Source organism: Photorhabdus sp. RM96S (assembly GCF_042879335.1).
In the GTDB taxonomy this organism is placed as follows: domain Bacteria; phylum Pseudomonadota; class Gammaproteobacteria; order Enterobacterales; family Enterobacteriaceae; genus Photorhabdus; species Photorhabdus kayaii.
This window is the reverse complement of sequence record NZ_JBHFKT010000001.1, coordinates 211,859-224,642: the sequence shown is the minus strand read 5'-3', so window position 1 is coordinate 224,642 and position 12,784 is coordinate 211,859. Positions and strand designations below refer to the sequence as shown.

Below are 12,784 nucleotides of genomic sequence, written 5' to 3'. Positions count from 1 at the left end.
AAAAAAATAATTCAATGTAATTAACTTATTTAAATTGTTACAATAAGTTATTAAGATGTTAGGCAATGAAATATCTTGATACATCTTAATTTTTAAGTTGGAGAATTCTTATGGACAGGAATCCAGTTTCTTTAAGCGTGTTAGTATTTTCAGGAGGATCTCTGACTTCTATTACTGGCCCAATAGAAATTTTAACCACTGCTGCTCGTTTAGCCGGAGCGCCGGAGCCAGAAATCAATATTGTCACACAGGATAATCAGGATGCTGTCGGGATGGGGGGTATTCGGCTAAAACCTAATAAACTCATAGGAGAAATAAAACAAACAGATATTGTCCTGGTGGGTTCAATTGGGGCCCCTTATTGCGATTTCGATCTTTGTACTCAAGAAACCTTAGATTGGCTCCAGATGATGGGAGAAAAAAATGTTCCTATCGTCTCCGTTTGTACAGGTTCTTTTATACTGGCTAAAGCTAATTTACTCAATAACCGCAAAGCCACCACACACTGGCTATTTACCAAATTATTCAAGGACATGTTTCCGCAAGTACAGTTACATTCAGAAATAAAAGTCACCAGCGATAACAATATTTTTTGTACTTCTGGCACCTATGAATACAACGATGTCATGATGCATATTATTGAACAGATATATGGTCAAAATACGAGGGAAACCTGTAGTCAGTTCATATTTGGTCATAATATGGAAGGTCTCCCCTCTCATACTCTCGCAAGTTTTGTACCCTATCGCCAACATTCAGATACATTAATCCACAAACTACAAGACTGGATGCATTCTGCCCCATCAGACAGATTATCAGTTGGCAATTTGGCCGATAAAATTCATCTGTGTGAAAGACAGATGAAGCGGCGCTTTAAGACTGCAACCGGCCAGACACCTATTCAATATATCCAACAGATTCGACTATCTCTGGCGAAATGCCGGTTAGAAAAATCGAATAAGACCATAGAAGAAATCAGCCATGAAGTTGGCTATGAAGATACTCGCTATTTCAGAGAGTTATTCAAGAAACTTAATGGGTTAACACCAATAGAGTACCGTAGAAAATACCAACACCGCTAAAACGGAAACTCAACCACAATCCTTTACAGATAAGCAATGACGCCGTTTTTATCTTTGTCAGGCAGTAGCGATACACTAGAAGCTGGGGTATCATGGCGTGCTATATTTTATGGTATACGCCCTTTACTAATTGAATTTATGGCAAAAGAACAAATGGATCGCACCACTCTGGATTTGTTCGCAAATGAACGCAGACCGGGGCGCCCAAAAACCAACCCACTTTCCAGGGATGAACAACTCAGAGTCAACAAGCGTAACCAACTTCGCCGTGATAAGGTGCGCGGTCTGCGTCGTGTGGAGCTGAAAATAAATGCTGATGCAGTAGATGCGCTTAACTTTCTTGCACAGCAACGCAACATCAGCCGCAGTGAACTCATCGAGCAAATTTTGCTGGCCCAGTTAGCAGAAAGTAACATCACGACTTGATAGCATTGAAGGCACGAAATCACACAAATTTGACAGAATTGTCCTGACTGTTTAGTCAGAATAGGATTTTGTTTTTTTATTAATACAATCAGAACCTTTTCTACTGATTTTTAACATTTTATACGTATATCTCATACAGAAATACACAAATAAAACAAGAGGTTATATTATCCTATGGCAATTATAGGTATATTTTTTGGCAGCGATACCGGCAACACAGAAAATATTGCCAAAAAGATCCAAAAAATTCTGGGTTCCGACATTGCAGAAGTTCATGATATTGCCAAGAGCAGCAAAGAAGATATCGAACAGTTCGATATTCTGCTGCTCGGCATCCCGACCTGGTACTACGGTGAAGCACAGTGTGACTGGGATGATTTCTTTCCTACTCTGGAAGAGATCGATTTTGAAGGGAAGTTGGTCGCCCTTTTTGGTTGTGGTGATCAGGAAGATTACGCGGAATATTTCTGCGATGCTATGGGAACTATCCGTGACATTATTGAACCCCGCGGCGCCATTATTGTTGGTCATTGGTCAACCGAGGGCTATCACTTCGAAGAATCAAAAGGTCTGGCTGATGATAGCCATTTTATTGGGCTTGCTATTGATGAAGACCGCCAACCAGAATTAACAGAAGAGCGTGTTAATGCCTGGACTAAACAGATCTACGAAGAGCTGAGTTTGTCAGAAATTCTTGCAGGATAGCGGCCTATCCCAGTAAGCGTAATTGGTGCAGGCCATTTCTTATCAATAGTGAACCCACGGTAGGTTGAGAAGTGACTCGCTTCACTCGCCCTGTGGGATCGCATTCAAAGGCTATTACTTTTGTCAGAACACTGCTTAAATCCGCTTTTTATTACGAAGAATGGCAAAAAACAGCCTAAGCATGATAAATAGTAAGGTTATTCCTGCGTTTTATAAACGATTATTCTGGCAAAATGTGTAATGAAAGTTAAGGTTAACGTGGTTTTCATTTTCATTAGCCATGCCTATAATCATAATCTGATAACTAACTGGTACTTTTTGAAGTATCACTAAGTTCACTTTACTGAGTAACAGGACTGAATCCGCATGACCGACAACAATAAGGCATTAAAAGATGCTGGACTTAAAGTTACACTTCCTCGTCTGAAAATATTGGAAGTGTTACAGGAGCCTGAATACCACCATGTCAGTGCGGAAGATCTCTACAAGAAACTGATTGATAACGGTGAAGAGATTGGACTTGCTACTGTCTACCGCGTGTTGAATCAGTTTGATGATGCCGGTATTGTCACCCGCCATAACTTTGAGGGTGGCAAATCGGTTTTTGAACTCACTCAACAACACCACCACGACCATTTAATCTGCCTGGACTGTGGTAAAGTCATTGAATTCAGTGACAAATATATCGAAAAACGCCAGAAGAACATTGCTGACCGTTATGGGATTAAGCTTTCAAACCACAGTCTTTATTTATATGGTCACTGCTCTGCCGGTAATTGCCGCGAAGATAGTAGCGCACATGACGAGAAATAATTCACGCCTGAACCACTAATTTTTTATCTACCTAGAGAGGAGAGAGGAACCCATCAGGGTTCCCCTCTTGCTACAACATTATCATGCCTTTACGTTATCAATTCGACTATAACGTTTACCATCCGGGCTGACAGAACGGATCAACACATCACCCCTCACTCTTGGACGTTTATGGTTATTATAAACTTCCCAGTGACGACCGCCATCCGTCGAATACTGGATTACCAACCCAGGCAGAGCAACATTAGCCCGCAAGATACCCCGTTTTACCTTAGCCCCCGGAACCGGTAAACGGTAAGCAATGCCGGCTTTATCCAGTTTACTAAGCTCACGTTGCCCTATCAGGTTAGCGAACCGGGTCCAGTCACGATTAAGCGCATCTATATCGACTTTATACGTTTCTCCGCGCTGATATACCTGGCCCGGAACATAATCCAGCTCCCAACCGGCCCGGTGCCATGCCCGTTCCGCCAGCGGTAACAAGCGCGGATAAATCATATATTCCATCTGTTCATCAGTCCGAACCGTTTCACTCCATCCTTGACCTGAAAGCCCATAAGCGCCCGGCCACGGTTTATCACTTTTCGCACGGAATGCATTACCATCACGGTCAACGGAAGTTTCAGCATTTTGAGGTATGTTATTGGGTGCAAAGCTAAAGATCTTAGCTTCATCGTTAAAACGAGCCGCCCAATAATAGCCGCGCTCCTGTGGATGAACTTCATATGGCATATCCAGATAAATATAATCTGGGCTAGATATCACCACTTCATAGCCCTTATTCGCCCAATCATTGACTGAATCAAAGCCGCCATCGTAGAGAGCGTCCCAGAAATTCACCCCAACGCGTTTGGTGGCAAAATCTTTAGCGCTGCCAACATGTTTAAAACCATCCTGCCACGCCTGCATCCTTTCGATGCCATTAGCATTCACAATTTTGCTCACTTCAATTGCGAAGTCGCTGGCAAGATGATCAATGTCTTTCACAACCCCCTGTTCTATCAACTTCTGACAAATCTGAGACTTAGCCCATGGTTTATCTTCCGCATTTTTATCAATAATGCCCTTACCCGGTACGATAGGACCATTTTTATCCTGGAATCCGTCTCCCAAACGGATATTCTTCGCTTCATCTCCCCCGAAATGCCAAGTCTCCAATGGTGAGCCTGCTGCTTTATGCATAGCGGCAATTTCACCAATGACTTTCTCAACAAACCGTTTTGAAGAATCCATACACGGGTTCAAATAACTGCGACGATCATAGAGCTGAACAGATGTTGCTCTGGTGGTATCTGTTGGGTCCAGCAAACGATATTCATTCGCCCCTTTCACATTTCCCTGAGCGATTAATTTCTTATAGCGGGCTTCCATAGAAACAACAGCGGCACGAGCATGGGCTGGCATATCAATTTCAGGAATAACGTCGATATAACGGGCTTTGGCATATTTCAAAATATCAATGTAATCTTGACGGCTGAAATATCCGCTACCCATGTTGTTATCGGGGCCTGAACCCAGTTGTGGTAACAAACATTTAGTTTCACTTAAATCATGACACCGCTGGCTGCCAACTTCCGTCAACTCAGGTAATCCAGGAATTTCCAAACGCCAACCTTCATCATCAGACAGATGAATATGGAATTTATTCAGCTTGTAACTTGCCATTTGGTCGAGCAAACGCAGAACAGCCTGTTTACTGTGGAAATTACGCCCTACATCAAGGAGAACCCCACGATACTCAAAGCGGGGCGCATCTTTTGCCGTCAAAGTAGCAATCTTCCTATCGCCATCAACAGGAATTAATGACAACAGAGATTGAAGACCGTAAAACACTCCTGATTGGTCAAAAGCAACAATTTGTGCCCCATGTTGGGTAATATTTAGACGGTAAGCTCCTTTAACCTGCAAATCACCAGTAAAATCTGAAGAGACAATCTGGGTCGCAACGAGATAGCCACTATTCTCTAATTTAATTCCTTGATCAGTAAAACGTTTTCTGACAAGAATAACTGCCTCGTCATTTAAACCACCTAATTCCAGTCTTACCCCGCCAGATAAATCAGCATCCCCGGTAAAAATCTGAACCTCTTTTGGTGTCGGGATAATTTGCCCACGCAACTTTTTTGATCCAACCTTTTTGACCTGCAAATTCTTCATATAACGATTTTCAGGTGTCATCAAAATATTGTTATCTGTCTGTGTGCGTTTCCATTGATCACCGGTGAAAGCAGATAAGAATTGACTTAGATCTTCTGTATCTGTACTAACAAGCACTTTAGGTTTCGCATCACCCGACGTTGCATACCAGCGAGGTAGAAAATCAGTGCTGTAAATCTGCCAGTATTCTCCAATAAACGGCAGTTTTACCTGCTCATTAGCTTTAATACCGGTGAATTTTTCGGTCGGCTCCAGTCTATGTAAATCGCCCGTGATACGCGTGACTTTGAACTGTTCATTATCTACGCTCAGGACTTGGCGAATACTATGGAAATAAATCGCCCAGTCAACAGAGTCAATCGCCTGATTACCATTGGTTAAAGTAATATCCACTCGATTACATTTAGCCCAGTCAGCCCCCAACACTGCGCAGTTAACACCGTGATCTCCCGCCTGATTATCAATGACCTTATAATTAACTTTTAATTGACTCAGTGCATCAACCACTTGCTGCGCTGTTTGGGAAGCATACACAGAACCCATAAGTCCAACTGTTGCAGTCAGTGCTGCTAATGTATGCAATTTAAATTTCTTCATTATTACCTCTTTCAAACACAAACGTTATGTAAGGTAAGCCGCTGCCCAGAAGCACTAAGAACAGCAACAATGAGCCATGAGAAGACAATAAACGGCATGATGACGTTGAATTTAATCGCTTTCTCGTTTTGGAAAAAAATACCAATCTTTACGCCATATATAACCATAAAATTACTGCCAAAAATGTAAATCGATTTATAAAATAAAAAACATTACATTAAGAAATAAAATTAAAATCATCTAATCGACATCTATAAAGATTATTTTTCGCACCACAAATTATCAATAGTGAAAAAAGGATTTTTTTGTAAAACATGACAGAGAACACATTAAAAAGGAACGAGATAAAAGTTATATACCTCATTGATATAAAAATGTAAAATAATACAAAAACGAAAGATTAACAATATAAAAAACATACTGGAAAATAGATTGACTAATACAAATGCTTTCCAACTAAAATAGATATAAAATTATTTACCAATGATAATATTTAAAAAAATAAACTACCAATTGTGATTTGTTTTTCTATTATAGAGAATCATTAAATGATCAGAGTTTAACTGAATAAAAAATTCAATCATTGAGATGCAATTAATATATATAAACCACCGGGATACTGCTAATAACCTCTATCCCGGTGAAATCATTATCTGTTTTTAAATACAAATCTATAAAACCTACACTTACTTAAATTCAAAGCTCTTCACGAACAGCAAGACCTAAGTTTTGCAACATTGGCGCATTCTCACATGCAATATAGAATACTTCATCAATAGCACCACTATTAACATGTTGATGCCATGCCCATACAGGAATATAGATCGCATCACCGGCTTTCCATGAAATATGTTGTTCACCAATGAGTGAATACCCCTCCCCATTAACGATATATATTATGGTTTCATAACTATGTCTGTGTTTACGGGTCGATTGTCCAGGTTGTAACCCTCCCAGAGTCATACTGAGAACTTTACTGGGTAAATTAACCATAGCCACTTTATGGCGCCTTTCATTTGAGAAATTCAAATCTTGACTCACTTCAGAGTTCAATACATTTTCATGAATCAATTGAGTAGGCTTATCTTCAATTAACTCTCCGGGAACTTTACCAAAGTCTCCAGATGAGAAAAACGTTTTTTTCACTATAATTACCTCTAATATTGTAGTTTATTGTAAAATTTGTATTTTTTAACCATCTTGAAATAATACTCAACATATTTTATCTTAGTTATCATTTCTGCCTATCTTCTCTAATTATCTTAACAATACCATGTCATATGTCCGTAATTTCTAACAAACGCACAAGAAGTGCCATCAAAATTACCGATAAGTTTTTTTATAATATTAACTGCATCATTCTGCGTAATAACAGTGGTGGTTGAACTATATTATCGTTCTATACCCGTTATCCTTCAAGTTGCCTCTTTGTTGGCTGCACTCACTCACCCCGGTCACATAGTTATCTATGCTCCCGGGGATTCGTTCCCTTGCCGTCGCGATGCATCTTGAAATCCATAGGGTATAGATATTACCAAAAGGGCTGTTACCTGCCATAAAAACATCCGCCTTAACCATCATATTGTGATCCCTATTTCATTAGCGTTAATATCTTCATCCCAGAAAATCATCCCTTTACTTACCTACCGACAATTTTATCCAATATTGAACCTATGTTGCTAGGAACCCTATCACCTCTCCAGGCAATATATTGGTCAGGACGCACTAAAAGGAGCCTAGTTTGATATAATTGCCAAGCATCATGGCCGGGAAGATCAATAATCTTGACCGGAATTTTACGTTGATGTGCCTGAGCTAATAATTCAGATATATCGGGAAAATGCGATCCTACCCGAAGCAAGCTAAATCCAGTGCCTAAAATATCGAACAGAGATACCCTGGTGCCAGGAATAGGTGTGAGCCATAAGTGCGGCAATCTCCCTCCGGGTACACTACTTGGTTTATAATTAAGCCAATCATCATCCGGTACGGGATCGCTATTAATAATATGAGGAGAACTATCATATCGGGCACCAAGTTCCACTCCGATAGAAGTAAATTGACAGCGAAAATGACTTAGCTCAGTATTAATCTTTTCACGCGCCAGCTCACCCGCATAATCCGCATCTTCCAAATTTGCAGGCACATATAGTGATGCTGTCTGCTGGGTATAAGAACGAGCAACGGCAGTATTTCTCCATGCAATTGGACGACGCTCGCTTTCATAAGAATCCATTAACGCATTACCTGCCCAACCATTTATAGACGCAACAATTTTCCAAGCTAAATTGCTAGCATCGTCGATCCCCGTATGCATGCCAAAACCACCGGTGGGAGCAAATAAGTGAATAGAATCTCCTGCTAAATATACCCTACCCTCAGAATATTTATCAGCAACGAGAGCAACACCGCCTTTCCATATCGTATTGCCAAGGACTAATACCTCAATATCTGAACCTATTCCTGCCTGAGCTATGCGAACGACTTCCAAATCATCGATAACTTTCCCATCCTTACTCTGGGTCACAAATAAAAAATCATCTTCACCGTCCAGGCAGATAAATAACATATTTTCCCTAGGTGAGACAATATTATACATCCAGGATTTTTTGTCTCGTAATAATCCCTGGTGAATTCCGGGAACACGGATATAACTGGAAACCATTCCACCCGTTAGAAAACCTGCCTTAGCTTCAACGGTTCCTTCGTAAACTATACCAAGTTTAGATCGAACAAAGCTCTGTCCGCCATCACACCCAACCATATATGCTGCTTGCCAGACTTCATCAGCATACTTTCCATCAATATGCTCCGCATAAAGTTTTACTTCATCTTTATATTGGATAAAATCTTTAACGCGCCAGCCATATCTTATTATGATATTTGGACGACTCTTTGCATGTTGTAGTAGAAACCTTTCAACATACATTTGATTTGCACGTATTATTGGTTCTGGAACGGAATTTGTCGAAGCCGCATTTTCGCACATAGACATTTTCTCCATTTCCGACGGTAACGTAATCCGTGCAAGCTCCCATCCATTAAACTTAGTAAAATATGATACGTCCAAAGGGAACTCTTTTGGCACACCTAATGACCGAATAGGCTGAGATATACCTACACGACGAAAATGCTCCATAATACGGGCACTATGGGTACTGCCTTTAGGTTGCCATCGGGTCTCTTCCTCCAAATTAAAGATAACGGAACGAACACCATATAAATCCAGGAATAAAGCCAACATTAGACCAACGGGTCCACCACCAACGATAGCAACTGGTAATACAGAAATATTTTCCGAAGTCAAAATATACTCTCCTTAATAATGATTAATAACAATAAATATTTCATACCAAATATGTTAATTAAAAAATTTATATATCTGCGAATTATTTCCTTTTCCTCTCTCCTCATATAAAACAAAATAGTTATAGCCATGCTCTATGCATCATTCACTAAACACCGTTTCATTTCCCTGGCGGTTAAGCTCCACAACTCTTTTTCCTGAGTAATTGTGATACTTTCTCATTTCTTTAAGGAAACGCTTATATATTATATATTGTGTTTCGTCAAACACATGATAAGTTTCCCTTTTAAAAGAGTCACTTTCAAGAATAAATAAAAAATTAAAGTTCAAAAAAAACAACATCAAATTTTTCACTATTTTTTAATATTTAAAATAAATCGCCATATTTAACAGAAACGAGTTCATTTACCTTATATCACACTATACTAAACAAGGTATTCTTTATCGTTTCCTTAATATAATAAACAATAATCTGATAATTCCTCTCTCATGCTGTCATAAAAACAATAACTCTTACGCCGTAGCTTAATTCCAAAAAAGAGGTATCCTAAATTCTTAGTAAAAATACCGGTGGACTGAAAGTAAGTTGGTGGGAACACATCTTTGTGAATGTTAAAGAACCACTCCATGCGTTCAAACTCAGAGACATCGGGAGATTCAGCAAGAATTAATCTTTTTATAGCTGCGATAACAGTATTTTCATAAAAACCTCCATTCACAATATTTTACCTTCTCCATAATCAACTCTAATTACTGGATGTATACCCGTCATCTTTCAAGTTGCCTCTTTGTTGGCTGCACTCGCTCACCCCGGTCACATCGTTATCTATGCTCCCGGGGATTCACTCCCTTGCCGCCGCGATGCATCTTGAAATCCATAGGGTATATAATTAGCAATTTTTAAAATCCTATCAGGAAATTCTTTATTTCTTTCATATTTATCGAGAATTTTAGGAGAAATATCACTTACTTAAGTTTCAAAACTTTACCTATTGCCATCGAGGAAATTTGACCGAAACTATTCACAACAACGACATATTCTCTAATATAGTATTTATTCTCGACCTTTTCCAATATTAGCTGAATAATTTATTGTCCAACAATATTTACATCTAAATTTAACTTTCCATTCAATAGAATCAATAATTACTAATTTCGTTTTTTTATTTTTGACATCATACGAGTTCAATCCAATAATTATTCCATTATATATGATTACGATCATTGGTATTGCTTATTTTGCCAAAAATATACCCACCAACACTTTATGCAGATATTTCATCACCAGAAACTATATCAAGTACCTTTACTGTACATGTCATTATGCACACAAAGTATCTCAATCACACTCGGATAAAAGCATCGTTACGTCTATGTTTATCCTGATATTGTTTTGATATAGTTCATTAAGCATCCCAATGCGAAAACGCACCATTTCTTCACCAACCGCAATAACATCCCCCCTTCGGTAAGGTTTCTCTTCAATCATTCGATCAATAATTTTTCTCATCGCAATCGCATGATCTTCATCCTCTTCAACATGGATTCTAAAGAAATGTAATGCATCATTAGGTGCCTTTATTAATTGCAAGGCATCTAAAATTGGGCCATAAACCAAAGGTACGATCGCTTCAGCACCTAAACACAGTGCCGCAAGCCCTCTTAGAGAATCATCACTGCGGCAGTGGCGAAACATGGCATCAATCAGTTGTTGAGTACTGTTAAGAATCGGGTCACTTTTAGGAACAGCGTTAATAGCCGCCATCGCTTTTTTATATAACTCTGCATGAGATATCTTTGCTGCATCGGTTCCTGTTAGCTCTTCCAACAGATTATGAGAAAGCAGAATAAAATCTTTTTGATCTGCTAAACCTCCCATCAATGAACACAAATAACGGGTGAAATATTGTGAATAGTAATGGTGCTGGATCATAAACTTTCTTAATAAATTCTGGTCCGCCTGACCAGAGCGGCAAGCGACCAAAAATACATTCGAATTGAGTTCCTCCAATAACACCTTAGAGAAAACGTCTTCCCATAGTGGAGATAAAAAGTAACCGGTTTCTTCTTTAAGCTCGTTTTGAGTATTGATAGTGAGTTCCATAATAAACCCTTTTAGTAACATTCAACCGATGGAATAGATGATATACCCGTCATCTTTCAAATTGCCTCTTTGTTGGCTGCACTCACTCACCCCAGTCACATGGTTATCTATGCTCCCGGGGATTCGCTCCCTTGCCGTCGCGATGCATCTTGAAATCCATTGGGTATATACAAGCTTCTCAAGCCAAAAATATTAGTTCTATGTTTATGCAACCCTATCAATCTATTAACAGAGATTGATCTGTAAAGCCGTAGGTAAGTTAATGACCCAACTCAATTCTACTGTGCTTCCATTATGTACTGTATTCAAAGGGATAAACGCAGCAATAAGACAAGCAGTCAGGACAAGTGAAATTTTATTTACACTCGATCCTATGTCTATTTTGGTTTTCATGGCCATTTGAATTTTCAGCCTTGAATCTGTGTGGCTTTCCGCTATATAGCAGCTAAAGCAAGATAAATTCTATTTCATACTACAGATTCGCTAATAGTGGATAAATAGACCTACAATCACTTCTGAAGTGACTTTCTTGTCACCAATCGCAACCTAAAAAAACCCAGGAGGCCCAAGTGAATAATTTGAGTGGATTCATAATCTTCATTCATGTCGCCGAAGCTCGTAGCTTCGCAACCGCAGCCAGGCAACTCGGACTCTCTCCTTCGTCCGTTAGCAAAAGCATATCCCGATTAGAAGAAAAATTAGGTGTACGTCTGCTCCAGCGCAGCACTCGTAGTGTCAGTTTGACGGCTGAAGGCACACTGTTCCTTGAGCGCTGCAAACGCATCTTGGACGAGATTTCCACTGCGGAAAATGAGCTATTAAGCTCTATCTCTGCCCCTCAAGGCCGCCTGCGAGTGAGTTTGCCATTGCTCAGTAACCTGATGTTACCCGTATTATCTGCTTTTGCGACTTGTTACCCACAGATAGAACTGGAGCTGGATTTTAGTGATCGATTAGTTGATGTTATCGATGAAGGCTTCGACGCCGTGGTTCGCACTGGAGAACTCAACGATTCACGACTGATGAATAAACGTATAGGGTCCAGCCATTTCGTCTATGTTGGTGCTCCAAGCTACTTTGCTCAACATGGTAAGCCATCACACCCCGGAGAGTTACTACACCACGCCTGCTTGATACATCGTTTTCCCACTACCGGCCTTTTAGAGAAATGGCCGCTGTGCTTAGGAAGATCCGAAATAGACATACATCTTCAAGCAAAGATAACCAGCAATCATGTCGAAACACTGCTACACATGGCGATTCAAGGCCACGGCATAGCCTGTTTGCCTGATTTTACCGTTAAACAAGCATTAGCTAACGGTACATTGTTAACAATCTTGGATAAGTGGGCGGGTACTTCAAGCACCTTCCGTGTTCTCTGGCCATCTAACCGTTGGGTATTACCTAAAGTCAGAGCTTTTGTCGATTTCATGGCAGATAATTTATTCCCAAAAGAGAAATAAAATATTTATCAACAAATTGATTATATTAGGTAATTAAATATAAATGACATAATTAATCTCTTAACTTTATTCTGTAATTCTGACACCTCATTTATCCATGACTCAATCTTCTCTAGTAATGACAAATTTA

The 12,784-nt window shown here is 39.6% G+C and carries 11 protein-coding genes; 5 read left to right on the top strand and 6 right to left on the bottom strand.

Translation table 11 applies throughout. The annotated features are described in order from the left end of the window. Nucleotides 1-110: 110 nt before the first annotated feature. The 4 genes from ACGF49_RS01165 to fur all read left to right on the top strand — a co-directional run bounded on the left by ACGF49_RS01165 (nucleotide 111) and on the right by fur (nucleotide 3,026). Nucleotides 111-1,082 (top strand): GlxA family transcriptional regulator, encoded by a 972-nt coding sequence (locus tag ACGF49_RS01165; RefSeq protein ID WP_113040941.1) that lies wholly within the window; start codon nucleotides 111-113, stop codon nucleotides 1,080-1,082. A 138-nt stretch (nucleotides 1,083-1,220) separates the two neighbouring features. After that, complete coding sequence (ybfE, locus tag ACGF49_RS01160; RefSeq protein WP_049583800.1) at nucleotides 1,221-1,508, top strand: LexA regulated protein; 288 nt, start codon at nucleotides 1,221-1,223, stop codon at nucleotides 1,506-1,508. Nucleotides 1,509-1,682: 174 nt separating this feature from the next. Beyond that, nucleotides 1,683-2,213, top strand: coding sequence for a flavodoxin FldA (gene fldA, locus ACGF49_RS01155; protein ID WP_112878100.1), 531 nt, complete (start codon nucleotides 1,683-1,685; stop codon nucleotides 2,211-2,213). A 366-nt stretch (nucleotides 2,214-2,579) separates the two neighbouring features. Further along, nucleotides 2,580-3,026, top strand: a complete 447-nt coding sequence (fur, locus tag ACGF49_RS01150; protein WP_113040940.1) for a ferric iron uptake transcriptional regulator — start codon at nucleotides 2,580-2,582, stop codon at nucleotides 3,024-3,026. 81 nt (nucleotides 3,027-3,107) lie between these two features. Here fur and ACGF49_RS01145 read toward each other — a convergent pair whose 3' ends face one another. From ACGF49_RS01145 to ACGF49_RS01120, 6 genes are all read right to left on the bottom strand, one after another. After that, nucleotides 3,108-5,780 carry a beta-N-acetylhexosaminidase gene (locus ACGF49_RS01145; RefSeq protein ID WP_387488949.1) on the bottom strand — a complete coding sequence of 891 codons (2,673 nt, stop codon included), beginning with the start codon at nucleotides 5,778-5,780 and terminating at the stop codon, nucleotides 3,108-3,110. A gap of 696 nt (nucleotides 5,781-6,476) precedes the next feature. Then, nucleotides 6,477-6,926: a cupin domain-containing protein gene (locus tag ACGF49_RS01140; RefSeq protein ID WP_113040938.1), complete on the bottom strand. Its 450-nt coding sequence runs from the start codon at nucleotides 6,924-6,926 to the stop codon at nucleotides 6,477-6,479. A gap of 240 nt (nucleotides 6,927-7,166) precedes the next feature. After that, nucleotides 7,167-7,361 (bottom strand): hypothetical protein, encoded by a 195-nt coding sequence (locus ACGF49_RS01135; RefSeq protein WP_158536473.1) that lies wholly within the window; start codon nucleotides 7,359-7,361, stop codon nucleotides 7,167-7,169. A gap of 58 nt (nucleotides 7,362-7,419) precedes the next feature. Beyond that, nucleotides 7,420-9,087 (bottom strand): FAD-dependent oxidoreductase, encoded by a 1,668-nt coding sequence (locus ACGF49_RS01130; protein ID WP_158536472.1) that lies wholly within the window; start codon nucleotides 9,085-9,087, stop codon nucleotides 7,420-7,422. A gap of 452 nt (nucleotides 9,088-9,539) precedes the next feature. After that, complete coding sequence (locus ACGF49_RS01125) at nucleotides 9,540-9,806, bottom strand: hypothetical protein (RefSeq protein ID WP_113026470.1); 267 nt, start codon at nucleotides 9,804-9,806, stop codon at nucleotides 9,540-9,542. A gap of 620 nt (nucleotides 9,807-10,426) precedes the next feature. Next, nucleotides 10,427-11,191 (bottom strand): TenA family transcriptional regulator, encoded by a 765-nt coding sequence (locus tag ACGF49_RS01120; RefSeq protein ID WP_158536471.1) that lies wholly within the window; start codon nucleotides 11,189-11,191, stop codon nucleotides 10,427-10,429. Between the two features lie 569 nt (nucleotides 11,192-11,760). On the opposite strand from ACGF49_RS01120, the gene ACGF49_RS01115 reads away from it, so the two are divergent. Then, complete coding sequence (locus ACGF49_RS01115) at nucleotides 11,761-12,654, top strand: LysR family transcriptional regulator (RefSeq protein WP_113040934.1); 894 nt, start codon at nucleotides 11,761-11,763, stop codon at nucleotides 12,652-12,654. Nucleotides 12,655-12,784 lie beyond the last annotated feature (130 nt).

What these genes read in the sequence shown, in the direction of transcription:
- ACGF49_RS01165 (WP_113040941.1), top strand. Translation starts at nt 111, where the DNA reads ATGGACAGGAATCCAGTTTCTTTAAGCGTGTTAGTATTTTCAGGAGGA.
- ybfE (WP_049583800.1), top strand. Translation starts at nt 1,221, where the DNA reads ATGGCAAAAGAACAAATGGATCGCACCACTCTGGATTTGTTCGCAAAT.
- fldA (WP_112878100.1), top strand. Translation starts at nt 1,683, where the DNA reads ATGGCAATTATAGGTATATTTTTTGGCAGCGATACCGGCAACACAGAA.
- fur (WP_113040940.1), top strand. Translation starts at nt 2,580, where the DNA reads ATGACCGACAACAATAAGGCATTAAAAGATGCTGGACTTAAAGTTACA.
- ACGF49_RS01145 (WP_387488949.1), bottom strand. Translation starts at nt 5,780, where the DNA reads ATGAAGAAATTTAAATTGCATACATTAGCAGCACTGACTGCAACAGTT.
- ACGF49_RS01135 (WP_158536473.1), bottom strand. Translation starts at nt 7,361, where the DNA reads ATGATGGTTAAGGCGGATGTTTTTATGGCAGGTAACAGCCCTTTTGGT.
- ACGF49_RS01120 (WP_158536471.1), bottom strand. Translation starts at nt 11,191, where the DNA reads ATGGAACTCACTATCAATACTCAAAACGAGCTTAAAGAAGAAACCGGT.